General features: G+C 70.7%; 11 protein-coding genes, 1 tRNA gene and 1 other RNA gene. 5 read left to right on the plus strand and 8 right to left on the minus strand.

Annotated features, from left to right (window positions below):
- The first annotated feature begins 185 nt into the window (after window positions 1-185).
- Window positions 186-2,369 (plus strand): DUF4153 domain-containing protein, encoded by a 2,184-nt coding sequence (locus GA0070613_RS03855; protein WP_089011024.1) that lies wholly within the window; start codon window positions 186-188, stop codon window positions 2,367-2,369.
- A gap of 66 nt (window positions 2,370-2,435) precedes the next feature.
- Here GA0070613_RS03855 and GA0070613_RS03860 read toward each other — a convergent pair whose 3' ends face one another.
- Window positions 2,436-4,262 carry a glycoside hydrolase family 15 protein gene (locus GA0070613_RS03860; protein WP_089011025.1) on the minus strand — a complete coding sequence of 609 codons (1,827 nt, stop codon included), beginning with the start codon at window positions 4,260-4,262 and terminating at the stop codon, window positions 2,436-2,438.
- A gap of 681 nt (window positions 4,263-4,943) precedes the next feature.
- On the opposite strand from GA0070613_RS03860, the gene GA0070613_RS03865 reads away from it, so the two are divergent.
- On the plus strand, window positions 4,944-6,161 hold the full coding sequence (locus GA0070613_RS03865; RefSeq protein WP_157746269.1) for a low temperature requirement protein A: 1,218 nt from the start codon (window positions 4,944-4,946) through the stop codon (window positions 6,159-6,161).
- 142 nt (window positions 6,162-6,303) lie between these two features.
- On the opposite strand, the gene GA0070613_RS03870 is transcribed toward GA0070613_RS03865, so the two are convergent.
- Window positions 6,304-6,555 (minus strand): hypothetical protein, encoded by a 252-nt coding sequence (locus GA0070613_RS03870; RefSeq protein ID WP_089011027.1) that lies wholly within the window; start codon window positions 6,553-6,555, stop codon window positions 6,304-6,306.
- A 598-nt stretch (window positions 6,556-7,153) separates the two neighbouring features.
- Here GA0070613_RS03870 and GA0070613_RS03875 point away from each other — a divergent pair.
- On the plus strand, window positions 7,154-8,716 hold the full coding sequence (locus GA0070613_RS03875) for a S1 family peptidase (RefSeq protein WP_231929661.1): 1,563 nt from the start codon (window positions 7,154-7,156) through the stop codon (window positions 8,714-8,716).
- Between the two features lie 842 nt (window positions 8,717-9,558).
- Here GA0070613_RS03875 and GA0070613_RS03880 read toward each other — a convergent pair.
- Window positions 9,559-9,631, minus strand: a tRNA-Ala gene (locus tag GA0070613_RS03880).
- Between the two features lie 89 nt (window positions 9,632-9,720).
- Window positions 9,721-10,317: a YqgE/AlgH family protein gene (locus tag GA0070613_RS03885; protein WP_408630972.1), complete on the minus strand. Its 597-nt coding sequence runs from the start codon at window positions 10,315-10,317 to the stop codon at window positions 9,721-9,723.
- A gap of 142 nt (window positions 10,318-10,459) precedes the next feature.
- Between GA0070613_RS03885 and GA0070613_RS03890 the strand changes: the two genes are divergently transcribed.
- Together GA0070613_RS03890 and mdlC are read left to right on the plus strand one after the other, a co-directional pair.
- Window positions 10,460-11,263 (plus strand): S-methyl-5'-thioadenosine phosphorylase, encoded by an 804-nt coding sequence (locus GA0070613_RS03890; RefSeq protein ID WP_089011029.1) that lies wholly within the window; start codon window positions 10,460-10,462, stop codon window positions 11,261-11,263.
- A gap of 118 nt (window positions 11,264-11,381) precedes the next feature.
- A complete protein-coding gene (gene mdlC / locus GA0070613_RS03895) occupies window positions 11,382-12,977 on the plus strand; it encodes a benzoylformate decarboxylase (protein ID WP_089011030.1) in 1,596 nt (531 codons plus the stop codon).
- Window positions 12,978-13,010: 33 nt separating this feature from the next.
- Here the strand turns inward: mdlC and GA0070613_RS03900 are convergent, their stop codons facing one another.
- The 4 genes from GA0070613_RS03900 to ssrA form a co-directional block, all read right to left on the minus strand.
- Window positions 13,011-13,991 carry a hypothetical protein gene (locus GA0070613_RS03900; RefSeq protein WP_089011031.1) on the minus strand — a complete coding sequence of 327 codons (981 nt, stop codon included), beginning with the start codon at window positions 13,989-13,991 and terminating at the stop codon, window positions 13,011-13,013.
- Window positions 13,992-14,109: 118 nt separating this feature from the next.
- Window positions 14,110-14,580: a hypothetical protein gene (locus GA0070613_RS03905; RefSeq protein ID WP_089011032.1), complete on the minus strand. Its 471-nt coding sequence runs from the start codon at window positions 14,578-14,580 to the stop codon at window positions 14,110-14,112.
- Between the two features lie 118 nt (window positions 14,581-14,698).
- On the minus strand, window positions 14,699-15,358 hold the full coding sequence (locus tag GA0070613_RS03910) for a hypothetical protein (protein WP_089011033.1): 660 nt from the start codon (window positions 15,356-15,358) through the stop codon (window positions 14,699-14,701).
- 97 nt (window positions 15,359-15,455) lie between these two features.
- Window positions 15,456-15,831, minus strand: a transfer-messenger RNA (tmRNA) gene (gene ssrA, locus GA0070613_RS03915).
- Between the last annotated feature and the right edge of the window lie 2 nt (window positions 15,832-15,833).

Genomic DNA, 15,833 nt, shown 5'->3' on the forward strand with positions numbered 1-15,833 from the left:
GTTACCCCGACGCGCGTCGGCAACGGGTCGACGACGCCGGCCGGGTGGCTGTTCTTCTCCCCGCGGCGTCTCGGCGGCGCGGGTCAGCCGAACGGTCGATCCGGTGGGGACGGTCCGGTCGGGGGGCGGCGGGCGGCCCGGGTCTGGCCCTACAGTAACCACACCCTGTGATCAAGGAGCGTCCCGTGTCCGAGCCGCCACCGGCGCCAGATTCCCCCCGGACCGCCCCGGCGGCCGGGCCGACGGGTGGCGACGCACCCGGCGACGCCACGCCGTACCTGCTCGTCATGCCCACCACAGACGGGTCGCCGCCCGACATCGTCTGGCCCGGCCAGGAGGGCCAGCCCGCCTGGGCAATCCCGGTCACCGTCCCGGCCGGCACGCGCGGGTACGCCGTCTTCCTGCCGCTGGTCCCGGCCCCCGCCGGCGAGGGGCCGGCCGCCCCGCCGCCCCCGGTCGCCCCCCAGGCCACGGCCGGCGCCCCGGTCATCCCCGCGCAGGTCGCGACGCCTGACGCCCCGGCCTCCGTCGCCGACGGCTCGGCCGAGCAGACGCCCCCGAACGCCCCGGAAACGGCCACCGCCGAGGGCTCCGCGCCCGCCTCGCCGGTGACCGCGCCGACATCCGCCGGGGCGACACAGCCCGCAGCGGCACCGACCGCCGCCGCCGCGGGGACGCCGTCCGGGCCCGCGCCGACCGTGCCGCAGCAGCGTCTCGTCCCGGGCCGCCCCGAGGCCGTGCTGCAGCCGGCGATCGGCCCGGGCGCCCCGACGGCGCCGTACGCCGGGCAGCCGGCGCCGCCCTGGGCGACCTTCCCGCCGCAGCCGGGCGCGACCTGGGCGCCCCGCCCGCCGGTGCCCCGGACCTCGTTCCTCGGCGCCAGCTGGCCGGGGCCGCAGCCGGCCACCGGTCGGGCCACCCCGCTCGCGGTGCTCGCCGGCGCGCTCGGGATCGCGTTCTTCGTCCCGCTGAGCCGGACCGGCATCGGCTGGTTCCTCGGCTGGCTCGTCCTGACCGCCGGCGTGGTCGCCGCGGTCCGGCGGGGCACCGCCGAACTGCCCCGCACCGAACGCCTGGTTCGCGGCGGTTGGGCGGTGGCGGCCCTGGCGCTGCTCTCCGTCCTCGCCTTCCGCAACGCCTGGTGGCTGGTGACGTTCTGCGTCCTCGGCGCGCTCGGCTGCGCGACGCTGGCCATCGTGGGCGGCCGGCTGGTCCGCTCGATCCTGTTCAGCCTGGTCGCCGCGCCGTTCGCGGCGCTCCGCGGCCTGCCCTGGGTACGTCGGCACATCACCGCCACCCCCGACACGGGGATGGTTCGCCGGGTGACCGGTTCGGTCGTCGCGACGGTGCTGGTGCTGCTGGTCTTCGGCGGCCTGCTCTCCTCGGCCGATGCGGCGTTCTCCGAGGTTCTCGGCGCGATCGTCCCAGAGATCAACGTCGGTACGGTGTTCCGCTGGATCTTCCTGGCCGTGGTGGGCGCGCTGATCGCGGTCGCCGCCGTCTACACGCTGGCCGCCCCGCCGGACCTGTCCACCGTGGACAAGCCGAGCAGGCGCAACCTCGGCCTGCTGGAGTGGGCCCCGGCCATCGGCGCGCTGACGGTGCTCTTCGCCGGCTTCGTCGTCGTGCAGTTCACCGTGCTCTTCGGCGGCCAGCGGCACGTCCAGAAGGTCGCCGGGCTCAGCTACTCCGAGTACGCCCGCAGCGGCTTCTGGCAGCTGCTCTTCGTCACCCTGCTGACCCTGGCGGTGCTCGGTGCGGTGAGCCGCTGGGCCAGCCGGGAACGCAAGGTCGAGCGCACCGTGCTGCGCGTCCTGCTCGGCCTGCTCAGCGCGCTCAGCGTGGTGATCGTGGTGTCGGCACTGTCCCGCATGTACACGTACCAGAAGGTCTACAGCTTCACCGGCGAGCGGATCTTCGTGATGGCGTTCGAGCTGCTGCTCGGGGCGGTCTTCCTGATGATCCTGGCCGCCGGGATCCGGTGGCGGGGCCGGTGGATCCCCGGCGCGACCGTGGGGCTGGCCGTGGTGATGCTGCTCAGCCTGGCCGTGCTCAACCCGGAGGACTACGCCGCCCAGCGCAACATCGCCCGGTACCAGCAGACCGGCAAGATCGACGCCTGGTACCTGCGGGCGCTCTCCGCCGACGCCACGCCTTCCCTGACCCGGCTGCCGGACCCGGTACGCCGGTGCACGCTCAGCTGGGTCGACGACGACCTGGCCGAGCCCGACCCCTGGTACGCCTGGAACCTGGGCCGGTACCGGGCCCGTCAGGCCCTCGACCGGATCGGCGAGGACGCCGTCGGCGGGCCGAAGGACTGCCGGGCCGCGGATCAGTTCGACCTGCCCAAGAGCCGCCGTCCGCGCTGACCCTGCCCCGGCGGAGTCGAGGAACGCCCTGGACCGGGATCGGCTCCCGCTCCAGGGCGTTTCGCCTCAGGGACGGTCGTCGAGGAGCTGGTCGAGGCTGACGGCGGTGCTGATCAGCGAGAGGTGGCTGAACGCCTGCGGGAAGTTGCCGATCTGCTCGCCGGTGGGCGCGATCTCCTCCGCGTAGAGCCCGAGGTCACTGCTGTATGTGAGCATCTTCTCGAAGGTCAGTCGGGCTTCGTCGAGCCGACCGGAGTACGCGAGGGCCTGGACGTACCAGAAGGTGCACATGCTGAAGGTGCCCTCGTTGCCGCGCAGGCCGTCGGGTGAGGCGGCCGGCTCGTACCGGTAGACGAGGCTGTCGGAGACGAGTTCGGCGTCCATGGCCCGCAGGGTCGACTGCCACATCGGGTCGGTCGGCGACACGAATCCAACGCCGGGCATGGTGAGCAGCGCCGCGTCCAGGACGTCGGTCGCGTAGTGCTGCACGAAGGCACCGCGTCCGGGGTGGAAGCCGCGCGCCATGATCTGTTCGTAGATGTCGTTGCGGGCGTTCGCCCAGCGGGTGGTGTCGGCCGGCAGGCCACGGCGGTTCGCGAGGCGGATGGCGCGGTCGAGTGCCACCCAGCACATCAGTCGCCCGAAGGTGAAGTCCTGCCGGCCGGAGCGGGTCTCCCAGATCCCGTCCTCGGGTTGGTCCCAGTGGTCACAGAGCCAGTCCACGAGGTGCCGCACGTTCAGCCACCCCTGGTGCGAGCCCTGAAACCCGTGCCTGTCGGCGAGGTGCAGCGCGCTCATCGCCTCACCGTGGATGTCGAGTTGCAGTTGGCCGGCCGCGCCGTTGCCCACGCGCACCGGGCTCGATCCGCGGTATCCCTCGAAGTGGTCGAGCACCTCCTCGGTGAGATCGGGTGAGCCGTCGACCCGGTACATGATCTGGAGCGGCACGCCGGTCGCCACCGAGTCGCGGATGCGATCGTTGAGCCAGCCCAGGTAGCGGCCGGCCTCGTCCGTGAAGCCCAGGCCGAGCAGCGCGTGCACCGAGAGGGAGGCGTCCCGGACCCAGGTGTAGCGGTAGTCCCAGTTGCGCTCGCCGCCGATCTGCTCCGGCAGCCCGGCGGTGGGGGCGGCGATCAGCGCGCCGGTCGGCGCGTACGTCATCAGCTTGAGCGTCATCGCGGAACGCTCGACCATCTCCCGCCACCGGCCGGTGTAGCAGGAGCGGCCGAGCCAGCGCCGCCAGAAGTCGCGGGTCTGGTCGAGCATCTCCCACACCTCACCCGAACTGACCACGCGTGGCGGGCCAGGCGACGCTGTTTCCAGCACGACGCCACCGATTTCGCCCTCTCGGAGCGTGCCGATCGCAGACACGCCCTCGCTGGTACGCCGGATATACGTGTCGACCCCGACCTCGACCTCGCGGACGGGGTTCAGGGTCAGGCTGAGGCTGGGGGTGCGGTAGATGACGCCGTCCGGATACTCGTCGAGTTCGTGCGGATCGCGCCCGTAGTTGAACCGTGGTTGGCACTCGATGCGGAACCGCATCGTGCCGCGAACGATCCGGATCACGCGGACCAGGCGGTGCCGGTCGGTGGCGCGATCTCCCGCGACAGGCATGAAATCCACGAGTTCAGCCACGCCGTCCGCGCTGAGAAAGCGGGTGATCAGGATGGGCGTTCCAGGCACGTACAGCTGTTTGCTCCGGTAGTCGACCCCAACGGGCGAAACCTGGAAGTACCCACCCTCGTGCCGATCGAGCAGGCCACCGAAGATGCTCGGCGAGTCGAAGCGGGGGGCGCAGAACCAGTCCAACGTCCCGTCTCTGCTCACCAGCGCCGCAGTCTGCAGGTCACCGATCAAGCCGTGGCCCTCCACGGCCGGGTACGAGTCCATCAGATCTCCCGCCCTCGCCGACACCGACTGCGGCGACTACCCGAGGGCGGGCGGGACACACCTCGGCCCGGCGGTCCGACCTGGTACGGGGTGTCCCGGCCGGTGCGCCGCCTTGGCTACTCGCGTGGCTACTCAGCCCGCGAAGGTGCAACCGCGTACAAGAGTTCTCATGTCTTCCTTTCAAGTCGTGGACAGTCCGGAGCCAGCCCACGCCAACGCGCCCTCGGAAGCAGCCGTCGTCAAGGAATCACGGCCCCGGTCGAGTTCGAACCTATGACCGTTTTGTCCTCTACACAGCAAATCGCGGAGGTTTCCTACCCGAAGACGACGAAGGGCGCCCGTCATGTCTGACGAACGCCCTGATCGTGAAGGGTGGAGCCGAGGGGACTCGAACCCCTGACCCCCACACTGCCAGGAGCGGGCGAGGCCGGGTCAAGGTCACCGGACACTGCTCAACGGGTCCGCCAAGGTACGGCGGTGTCCGTCAGGATGCGCCGCCTTGGCTACTCGCGTGGCTACTTGACCCGCATCTCACCCTGCGTGCCGGTCCGTAGTGATCCTGATCGGGGGCATCCTGGTCGGGCCAGGAGCGGTTGGGGGTCACCGGTGGGTGCCTTTCCTCCGGGTATGCGACTTCCAACCCGCCGGTGAGCCGCGGCTGTGCGGGCGACGATGAGCGGTATGGGGCATCGGGAAGGCGGTGTACAGGGTCAGGACCTGTTGCAACGTCGCGAGGACGTGCGGCAGGCCAACTTCCTGGAACTGTTCGTCGACCTGGTGTTGGTGTTCGCCCTGGCCGGGGTGGTCAGCCGGGTCGCGCGGGACATCGTCAGCGAAGACGTTGTCGTCCGATGGCGGTCGATGGCCTTCCTGCTCGTGCTGTCGCTGCCGCTGATGTGGTTGTGGATCACGACCGCGCACATCACCAGCTGGTTCGACCCCCGCCGCCGCAAGATCCAGTGGATCGTACTGGCCAGTGCCTTCGGGCTGCTGGTCATGGCCTCATCGCTTCCGTACGCGTTCATCGGCCGCGGGTGGGCGTTCGTGCTGCCGTATGTGATCCTGCAGTGCGGCCGGCCGCTCATCCTGATGCCCGCGCTACGCGGACACCCCCTGCGGCAGCTTTATCGCCGGTCGGTGCTGTGGTTCGCGGCCTCGGCGGTGATCTGGTTCGCCGGCGCGGCCGTCAGCGGCAGCGCCCGGGCCGCCCTGTGGGGGGCCGCCGTAATCGTTGACTTCGTCGCCGCGCAGCTGCGCTGGCCGGTACCGGGGATGGCCGGGCCGCCGGTCAGTGCGTGGGCCACGGACAGCCGCCACCACCTGCCCGAGCGCTACCAGCAGTTCCTGCTGATCGCCCTCGGGGAAACCGTGCTCGCCGTCGGCACCACGCTGACCAACCAGCCGGTCACCACGGCGACCGCCGCGGGGCTGGTGCTGGCGTTCCTGTCGACGGTGCTGCTGTGGCGCATCTACTTCTACCGCTCCGGCCAGGTCCTCGCCGAAGCCGTCGCCGCGGCGGGGAACCGGGACGCCGCCGGCCTCGCCATCGGCACTGCCCACGTCGTCATGGTGCTGGGCATCGTCGCCACCGCCGTCGGCTTCGAGATCGTACTGAAACACCCAGACGGCTCGCCGGAGCCGGCGTGGCTCGTCGCGATCCTCGGCGGTCCGGCACTGTTCCTCTACGGCCGCATCCGTCTGGAACGCGTCGTGTTCGACCGGCTTTCCATCCGCCGTGTCGCCGCCATCGCCGCCCTGGCGATCGCCGCCGTCCCCCTGAATTTCGCCCCGCCGCTGGCCGCTGCGGTCGTGGCCGCGCTCGTCCTGCTCGCCGTCGCCCTCGCCGACGCCCGCCACGCCGCCGGCCGTCCCCCCGAGGCCCCCTCCCCGGCGCACTAGGTCCTGTCTGACCCCGGCGTCATCAGTTCACCAACTACAGGTAGAGGTCGGCGGCAGCCCCTGCTCTGGCAGTCCGTCACCGAGCGTGAGCTGGGCAAAGGTCATCTTCGTTGTCAGGGCGTGTCCCCGATCCGCGTCACAGTCACCCGGTAGCTAGCACCGTCGGATGACAGGCGGCCCAGCGCATACCCCACACCTGCGACCGCCTCCGCCACCAGCTGCCGATCAGCAGGCTGGTCGACGACCGCACCTGGCCCGTACGCATCCCGGCCCGCTGGTAGCCGCTCTGCGCCAGCACCAGCAACGCCAGCGGCAGGAGCTCGCAGCTCTCGGCGACGCCTGGGCAGACCCTCGGCTGGTCTTCGCGTCGACGACGGGCACCCCCGTAGATCACCGCAACGACACCCGCATTCAAGGCGCTCCTTGTGGCGGCCAATGTGCGATGCGAGGAGGTGGTCACCGCAGACGGAGCGGTCAGTTTGGAAGAGCGCACTTAACCGACCGCGTTGCCCGAAACGCCTGCGGCCCGTGGCCGTACCGGTTGCGTCTCGGGCCCGCTCGTGACCGCTACGCTCCACGGTTACTGGCCGATGGATGGCCCGAGAGACTTCCGGGCGCCACAGGCCTCGACCTGCTCCGCAACCAGGTCCTGCATGGCCCCAAATGCCTCAATCCCCATGGAAGAAAGTGGCTTAAAGGGGCCGAACGGATATTAGGTGCGGGCCTACCTTCAGGATTCGTTACCTAAACGTGATATTCGCCGTCCGTGATCAACCTACCTCGGTTATGGCGATCAATACGGACCTATCGCTCGAGCTTCCGAAATTCCGTGACGCTGCGCAGCGGGCGTTTGCTTTGAGCTGGCAACGGTCGGGCACCCACACACCCTCCAACCCGATACGATCCGCGCCACCGTTGCCGATCGTCCGACTTCTATGGGCGGTCAGCGACACCCCTCTACGGCAAGGAGCAGTCAAAGAATGGTCCGAGCGATGTATCGAAAGCGAACCTTGTTCGCCCACGCAAAGAAGCGCTGCGCGGTCCTCGCGACGATGGCCCTCTCAATCGCGCTTGGCGCAGTCGTGAACGCCGCGCCGAGCTACGCATTTTCTCCTTCCGCCCCTATGGACCGCGAAAGCGTCCAGGAATCGCTTCACTACCTGACGTCCACTTACGGCATTGATGAAGCTGAGGGCATGCGGCGTCTCCAGCTGCAAAGCGATGGCCAGGAGCTCGACCGCGTATTGAGAAAGGCGGAGCCCCAGACCTACGGTGGAATGCTCCTTGACCAGGCCGCTGGAGGCGTGCTGGTTCTTTCGTTCACGCAGCCGGGGGCCGCAAGTTCATATGTAGCGTCGATGCCTGATCGTCAACACGTCCGGGTCCGGCAGGTAAGGCACCCTCTCTCAGAACTCGACGCCATCAGCGCGCGGCTTTCCAAAAAGGTCCACGCCGGACCTAACGCCATCTTCCTGCCCGCCGTCGATGAGGAAGGAAACCAAGTTGTACTGGGGGAGCGCACCTGGGTACGCGACGCGAAGCGGGCAGGCACCTTCGCCCCCAGGCCATCGGATGTCGGTACTCAGCCGACAACCAGCTCGGCTGAGCGAGCGGCAGCCGTCGATGAGGAAGTAGCCATTGCGAACGCGGCTGCCGCGGCGGAAGGCGCGTCAGTCGCTCGGCGGGCCATGAAGCTCCCGCACCCCCTGTACACCCCTTATGTTGACTGGGGTTACTGCCACCCCCTTTACTGTAAAACTACCTATGGTCCTATGCGGGGTGGCTTAAGGCTGAACATCAAGCGCGACAACGGCACTTGGGGTGGATGCACGAGCGGCTTCAACGTCCGCAGCCACGGCGGCGCCTACAACAACTGGGCTTGGGTGCTGACAGCAGGTCACTGTGTCGTCGGAAAGGCGAACAGCACCTACATCCACCACAACGGCTACAACATCCTCACACGGAATCGAAATCTGGAATTCAACACGTTCCCTTACGACTACGCGATTCTGCCGTACATCAACGGCACCTACTCGCAGAGTTGGCTCGACAACTTCACTGGGAAGAATCGAATCCTGAAGTATTGCCGTAACGGCGGCCAGGATAGCGACGCGGACACACCGTGTGGCACCCAGGCCACCTCGGCCAACCAGTACATTACCGCTACTCACACGCTATCCGAGATTAAATCCGGCTGGGTAGTGTGTGCTAGTGGGAGTGGATCCGATACCGCAAACTACCCTGAGTCCTACGGCAGTGGCGCCGGCGCCGGTTACCTGGTTGGCACCCGTTGCGGGAAGGTAATCGGAAAGGACTGGGCCATCAACACTGATATCTGCGCCCGAGCGGGCGACAGCGGTGGCCCACTGTTCAGCCAGATTGACAGCACCGGCTACGGCATCTTGGAGGGAAGCCTGCAAACCCGCACTGGCGCGTGCTATGCAGGAGAGCAGAACAACTACATCCCGTTGAGCACCATCTTCAGCGATGTAAACTCGCCCTGGATTTCCAACGGTGGCTCGACCTTCGGTATCATCACTTCCTCCACGGGCTGACGCAACGCGGTGGGGAGGCCGGCCGGGCCTCCTCACCGCACCTGTGGGTTCGCGATCACCACACCCTGCCTCAAGATGGTGGCTCTGAAATGCGTGTATTTCGGTACGTAATGGCGGCACTAGGGATCATCGCGCTGACGTGGCTGACGGGCTTGACCCCTGGCGACACCTTCGGCGTCACTGTAGACCATTGCTACGTGACGTACGATCGACAGGAAAACCAGGAAAGTCGGTGCGTCGGCTACTGGACCCGAGCGGGTCAAACGGTCACCTCGGGGCCAATCTCCGGGGTTGACGTCGGCACGGATTGGCAGGCGCTAACTACTGATCCCAACTCAGAATATGAGTGGGAAGTCCAGATTCCGAGCAAAGCAAAGCACCCGTTCGCGTTGGCTGATACGTCGCGCGCCTACGCACTTACTGGTCCTGCGTTGCTAGTCGTGGCTGTAGGCGCAGCGTGCGGCGCTGCGGCAGCGGCCCTGTTGCTTCTGCAACGTCTTCGAAGAGGAACTGCTGCGCCGGCCGCTAATTGAGCGCTTGCAGATGAGGACACAGGATCCGACCGGCGGGGCCGCTTCCCCCGTGGCGGCCTCTCTACGAGGACGCCCCCGCTCGCCCTGCGCACGAACCAGGGCGAGCGGGGGTCGTTTCCACGGCCTGGGGGCGGGGCCCCGGCAAAGTCGTGAGTGTGTCCGACTTGAGGGGGTTGGTGTAGAGAGGACAGGCCGGGCCGTGATCTGGCATGGATCTGGCACGTCGACCGCTTGGAGGGTGAAACGACGGACGCCCTGGCCTTCACCGTCTCGGTGTTGACCAGGGCGTCTTTTCGCCTATTTCAAGGGTGGAGCCGAGGGGACTCGAACCCCTGACCCCCACACTGCCAGTGTGGTGCGCTACCAGCTGCGCCACGGCCCCTTGCTGTCGTCCCGGTCGCCCGGGCACGCAGAGAACTATACACACGCCGGTCGGCATGGTCATCTCGCGGGGGGTCCCCTGCCCAGGGCTCAGTTCAGGGCCACGTCCGGGGGGAAGTGGGCCACCGCCGCCATCATGCCGCCCTGCCGGCGCAGCACCATCGGCCAGAGGTCGTCCGGCCGGTCGACGAAGGCGTCGCCGGGCAGCGCGTCGAGGACGAACCAGGAACCCTCCTCGATCTCCCGCTCCAACTGCCCCGCTCCCCACCCGGAGTAGCCGGCGAAGACCCGGATGCCGCCGATGGCGTCCCGCAGCCGCTCCGGATCCACCGAGAGATCGATCGTGCCCACCGCGCCGGAGACCCGGTGGAAGCCCTTCACCGGCTTGATCGGATGCCGCATCCGGGCCAGGCAGATGGCCGACTCCGGCTGCACCGGGCCGCCCTCGAAGAGCACCGCGGGGTGGCGGGCTAGGTCGCTCCAGTCGCCCAGGACGTCGGCGACCGCCACTTCAGTGGCGCGGTTGAGCACCACGCCGAGGGCGCCGCCGGGCTCGTGGGCGACCAGCAGCACGACCGTACGGTCGAAGTTCGGGTCCTTCAGTGCCGGAGTCGCGACCAGCAGCCGTCCGGTCATCGACTCCATGGCCCGACCACCGATCGTCTGCCCCTCCTGCATGTCGGACATTCGTCACCCGCGCGCCGGGACAGGGAACCCGATGCCGTGGACCATCCGCGCTGTCAACGCCATGCCTGGCACCATAGCCTGCGCCCGGCACGGTGGCTAAGGTCTGACGGGCGGGTGATCGAACATGACCGAGGGAGTTTCGATGGGGCCGACGGCCGAGCTGGCGGTGATCGGTGGATCGGGGCTCTACGCCCTGCTCGACGGCGCCACCGAACACGTGCTGGAGACGCCGTACGGGGCGCCGTCGGACCCGGTCACCCTCGCCGAGGTGGGCGGTCGCCGGGTGGCCTTCCTGCCCCGGCACGGACGCGACCACCGCTACCCGCCGCACCTGATCCCCTACCGGGCCAACCTCTGGGCGCTGCGGTCCCTCGGGGTACGCCAGGTGCTCGCCCCCTGCGCGGTCGGCGGACTGCGGCCGGAGCTGGGCCCGGGCACCTTCGTGGTGCCGGACCAGCTCATCGACCGGACCAGCGGGCGCACCCAGACCTACTACGACCGGGGGGCGGTGCACGTCTCGTTCGCCGACCCGTACTGCCCCGTCGGCCGCCGCACCCTGCTCGACGCGGCGGCGGGCCGGGCCGTCCCGGCGGTCGACGGGGGGACGGTGGTGGTGGTCGAGGGGCCGCGCTTCTCCACCCGGGCCGAGTCCCGCTGGTTCGCCGCGATCGGCGGGTCGGTGGTCAACATGACCGGCCACCCGGAGGCGGTGCTCGCCCGCGAGCTGGCCCTCTGCTACACCTCGATCGCGCTGGTCACCGACCTGGACGCGGGCGTGGAGAGCGGCGAGTCGGTCACCCAGGAGGAGGTGTTCCGGGTCTTCGCGGAGAACACCGACCGGCTGCGCGGGGTGCTGCTGGACGCGCTGGCCGCGCTGCCCGCGGAGCGGGACTGCCCCTGCGGCCATGCGCTGGACGGGATCAAGCTGCCGTTCCCGCTGCCCTGACCGTCCGTGAGACACGGGAAGCGCCCGCCCTGGCTGCTACGCCCCGATAGATTCGGCTGGTCGGGGACTGATCATCGAGCCGTCTCCGGCGCAGCGCGACAGACGGAGGCAGCCGGCGATGGCAACGGTGCGCGACACGACGTACAACCTGCTGCGCGACCTGGGCCTGACCACCGTCTTCGGCAACCCCGGTTCCACCGAGGAACCCTTCCTGCGGAACTTCCCGGCCGACTTCCAGTACGTGCACGCGCTGCAGGAGGCAGCGGCCGTGGGAATGGCCGACGGGTACGCCCAGGCAACCGGGAAGCCCGCGCATGTGAACCTGCACACCGCCCCGGGCACCGGCAACGGCATGGGCAACCTGGTCACCGCCTGGCACAACAAGACCCCGCTGATCGTCACCGCCGGGCAGCAGAACCGGGAGATGCTGCTGATCGAACCCCGGCTGGCCAGCCGCCAGGCGGTGGAGCTGGCCCAGCCGTACGTGAAGTGGAGCCACGAGCCGGTCCGGGCGCAGGACATCCCGGCGGCGCTGATGCGGGCGTACGCGACGGCGGTGCAGCCCCCGACCGGGCCGGTCTACCTCTCCCTGCCGATGGACGACTGGGACCGGCCGGCCGGCCGGCCGCCGCAGGTGCGCGGCGTGGCCACCCGGTACGCGCCGGACCCGGTGCGGCTGCGCGACTTCGCCGCCGTGCTGGCGGCCAGCCGCTCCCCGGTGCTGGTGCTCGGCGCGGCGGTGGACCGGGCCGACGCCTGGCCGGCGGCGGTCGCCCTGGCCGAGCGGCTGGCCGCGCCGGTCTGGTCCTCCCCGGCGCCGGAGCGGGCCGTCTTCCCCGAGGACCATCCGCACTTCCGGGGCGTGCTGCCGTTCGCCATCGAGCCGCTGGCGGAGGCGCTGCGCGGGCACGACACGGTGCTGGTGGTCGGCGCGCCGGTGTTCCGCTACTACCCGCACGTGCCGGGCGACTACCTGCCGGCCGAGGCGCGGCTGCTGCACGTCACCGACGACCCCGACGAGTCGGCCCGGGCCCCGGTCGGGGAGAGCCTGCTCGGCGACGCCGGGCTGGCCCTGACGGGCCTGCTGGACCTGCTGCCGGCGACGGACCGTCCCGCCCCGACCGCCCGCCCCGAGCCGGAGCCGCCGGCGGAGTCGAGCCCGCCGAGCGCGGACGCCCTCTTCGCCGCGCTGGCCAGGCGCTGGCCGACCGACGGGGTGCTGGTGCAGGAGTCCCCGTCCAACCTGTCCGCGCTGCGCCGCCGGCTGCGGGTCAGCCGACCCGGGTCGTACTTCACGATGGCCAGCGGGGGGTTGGGATTCGGGCTGCCGGCGGCGGTGGGGATCGCCCTGGCGGAGCGGGACACCGGGCGCGGCCGGCCGGTGGTGGCGGTGATCGGCGACGGGTCGTTCCACTACTCGGTGCAGGCGCTCTGGACCGCCGCCCGGCTGCGGCTGCCGCTGCCCGTCGTGGTCCCGGTCAACCACCAGTACGCGATCCTCAAGGCGTTCGCCGAGTTCAAGCACACGCCCGGGGTGCCCGCGCTGGACCTGCCCGGGCTGGACGTGATCGCGGTGGCGCACGGTTACGGCTGCGCCGCCGAGGTGGTGGACCCGCTCGACCGGCTCGGCGACGCCCTGGGCACGGCCCTCGCCGCCGACCGGCCGACGGTGCTGCCGGTGCCGATCAGCACCGAGGTGCCGCGCATCCTGTAGCCGTCACCAGCCGGCGGGTCGGTCGGGCGCGGCTCAGCGCTGGCCGACCACCAGCGGCGCGCCGGTGAGCACGTCGAGCACCGGTCGGACACCCAGCGAGGCCCGCAGCGTGACGGTGACCGGGTGGATGATCAGCTGGTCGGTGCAGGCGCCGGTCGAGCGGGTCACGCCCCCGCCGACCACCACCACGTCGTCGCGCTCCAGCACCAGCGGCGTGATGCCGGTGTCGCAGGCGCCGACGCCGAGCCGGTAGGTCAACCGCGCGCCCTCGGCCGGCGCCGCGAGGTCCTGCGTGCCGACCACGCCGTCGGGCGCCGGCCGGGTCGGCGCCACCCCCTCCGGTACGGCGGTGACCGCGCTCGGCGCGACGGCGAGCCGGGCCACCGGGGCCTTCAGCTCCGCCACGGTGAACAGCCAGGCCGGCACGTCGGCGACTCCCCGGCTGGTCCGTACGGGGGCGGCGCCCAGCCGCACGGCCGTCACGGTCAGCGGAATGCAGGCGCCCTGGTCGGCGGGGCTGCTGCTCACCCAGCCGTCCGGCCCGGGTTCGATGGTCGGGCCGTCCTTGGGCCGCCCGGGCCGCCCCGGTTCCTTCGGCCGGCCGGCGCAGGCCGGTGGATCGCCCTGGTCCAGCTGGGCGTACGCCTCGGCGGCACTGACCAGCGGCACCGGCAGGGTCCCGTCCGGGAACCGGACGGTGCCGTCGCCCGGCTTCGCGGTGGGCAGCTCGACCTGGTCGCGGTACCAACCCGCCCGGAACGCCGCCTCGGTGTCGGGGCCGAAGCCGGGGTCGCCGGTCAGCACCGTGGCGTCCTGCAGCGGGATGTACCCGCTACGCCAGGCCGGGCCGGGGCGCCAGGCCTCGGCCACCTCGACGGCCCGCTGGCCGAACGCCTCCCAACGGTGGTCGGGACTGCCGGCGGACGGCCCACCGGCGGCCGGGCCGGAGCCGGCCGGGGCGCAGCCGGCGGCGACCATGAGGGGCAGCCCCAGCAGGGCGATCACGCGACGCATGCCCCTTGGACGCCGCGCCCGCCCCACCGGTTCCCGCTCGCACCCCGGGTTCGGCGGGTTCGACGGGCTCGGTGCAGCAGCACGCGGGCCGGGACGAGGCGCAGCGACCAACCAGCGCTCAGGTCTCCCCGCCCAGGTCTGCCTGGTACGCCTCCCAGAGCAGGTCGGCGCCGCGCTGCCGGTGCCGGTGCAGCGCGCGTAGCAGCTGCCCCGCCCGCCCGCACAGCTCCTCGTCCGGTACCCCGGGCCGCTCGGCGACGTGCTGGAGGGCGGCGATCGCCGTGGCGATGGCGGCGTGCTCCCGGGTGAGCAGCCGGACCCCCCGGTCCAGGCGCGGGGCGTGATGCAGCACCTCCGCGTAGAGGCCCGTGGGTCCCTCGGTGAGCCGGACGTGCTCGGCGAAGTCCTGCCGGACCGGACCGAGGCGGGTGATCAGCCGCTCGCGCCAGCGGGGTTCTCCCGGTGGCGCGGCGAGCGCCCGCGCGAGAGCGCGCACGTCGCCGAGGAGAGTGGGCCGGTGCTGGCGCGCGACGGGCGGGCGGACCGCCGCGACTACGGTCGACGGCGGCTGGATCGGACCGGTGACCATGGGCACCTCCCGCACTGCTGCGCTACCGCGTACAGCGATGGTGGACCCGCCTGACCGCCCTGTCCAGGGCCGGGGAAAGCCTCATCTGCCCCATCCGCCCCAGCAGCCCCAGCAGTGCTCACCGGCCCAGCGGATTGCCCGCCATGGTGCGGAGCTGGCCGGCGAGGACGTGCGCGTCGGCGTCCCGGCCGTCGGTCGGACGCCCCGCCGTGATGGCGTCGGCGAGCGCCCGCAGCTCGTACGGTGGGAGCGTGGCCAAGCCCATGCCCTGCAACGGGACGGTGACCCTGCGGCCGGTCCCCCGGTCGCGAGCGACCACCGTCGGTACGCGGACCACCGCCTCCTCCCCGGCCCGGTAGCCGACGGCCCCGGCGGTGACCTCGGCGGTGGCCAGGTCGACGGTGCGGGTGCCCAGCGCGCCGCGGACCGAGGCCCGGGTCCCGTCCAGCCAGGCGGCGGTGCGCAGCACCCGCAGCACGAGGTAGAGCCCGAGCAGCACGAACGGGATGCCGCAGAGGCCGATGAACCGGCCGGGCCCCGGAGCTTCGGTGCTGCCGGACAGGTCCGGCGGGAGCATGCCGGGCGGCAGGTCCCGCACCTCGTCGTACGACGGGACCGGGTCGCCGAAGCCGGTCAGCCGGCGCAGGAGGTTGTCGGCGAGCAGCGGCAACAGCACGAAGACCGCCCCGAAGGCGCCGAAGAGCACGCCCACCACCGCCGTGAAGGCGCGTTGGCCGGGCGACGCACCCACCGACAGGCGGACCTTCTCGTTCGTCACAGGTCGCAGCCTAGGGCGCACAGCCAACATGCGCCCCGACCGGGGATGGAGACGACCGTGCGCCCCGGTCCAGGTCGACCGGGGCGCACAGTTCAGGTGGTGGAGGTGCCGGGAATCGAACCCGGGTCCTTCGCCGGTTTGTCAGGGCTTCTCCGAGCGCAGCTCGCTGTGCCTCTACTCGGCCCCACCGCTCACGCGAGCAAGTTGGTGTGACGGGCCCAGTCGCTGATTGATCTCGCCGCACGGACCCCGCGACCGGGTCCGGTTGGCCAGCCTTCTAGCTGATGCCGGCCATCTGGGTCGAAGGCGCTCCCAGGCCGACAGACTCACTACTCGCCTCAGGCGGCGAGAGCGAAGTCAGCGCGATTGTTCTTGGCGCTTATTGGTTTCCGACGAACGATTCTCGAGACGACGTCGGCTTCCTCGGCTCGCTTCCCCTGCCGCAACGTACGAAGTCGAAACCAGTCACCCCCTC

Origin of the sequence: Micromonospora inositola, assembly GCF_900090285.1 — a bacterium.
GTDB classification, from domain to species: Bacteria; Actinomycetota; Actinomycetes; order Mycobacteriales; family Micromonosporaceae; genus Micromonospora; species Micromonospora inositola.

Excerpts from the sequence above, each read along its gene's own strand:
- GA0070613_RS03865 (WP_157746269.1), top strand. The coding sequence starts at position 4,944 with ATGGGGCATCGGGAAGGCGGTGTACAGGGTCAGGACCTGTTGCAACGT.
- GA0070613_RS03905 (WP_089011032.1), bottom strand. The coding sequence starts at position 14,580 with ATGGTCACCGGTCCGATCCAGCCGCCGTCGACCGTAGTCGCGGCGGTC.
- GA0070613_RS03860 (WP_089011025.1), bottom strand. The coding sequence starts at position 4,262 with ATGGACTCGTACCCGGCCGTGGAGGGCCACGGCTTGATCGGTGACCTG.
- GA0070613_RS03890 (WP_089011029.1), top strand. The coding sequence starts at position 10,460 with ATGGGGCCGACGGCCGAGCTGGCGGTGATCGGTGGATCGGGGCTCTAC.
- GA0070613_RS03875 (WP_231929661.1), top strand. The coding sequence starts at position 7,154 with ATGTATCGAAAGCGAACCTTGTTCGCCCACGCAAAGAAGCGCTGCGCG.
- mdlC (WP_089011030.1), top strand. The coding sequence starts at position 11,382 with ATGGCAACGGTGCGCGACACGACGTACAACCTGCTGCGCGACCTGGGC.
- GA0070613_RS03885 (WP_408630972.1), bottom strand. The coding sequence starts at position 10,317 with ATGTCCGACATGCAGGAGGGGCAGACGATCGGTGGTCGGGCCATGGAG.
- GA0070613_RS03900 (WP_089011031.1), bottom strand. The coding sequence starts at position 13,991 with ATGCGTCGCGTGATCGCCCTGCTGGGGCTGCCCCTCATGGTCGCCGCC.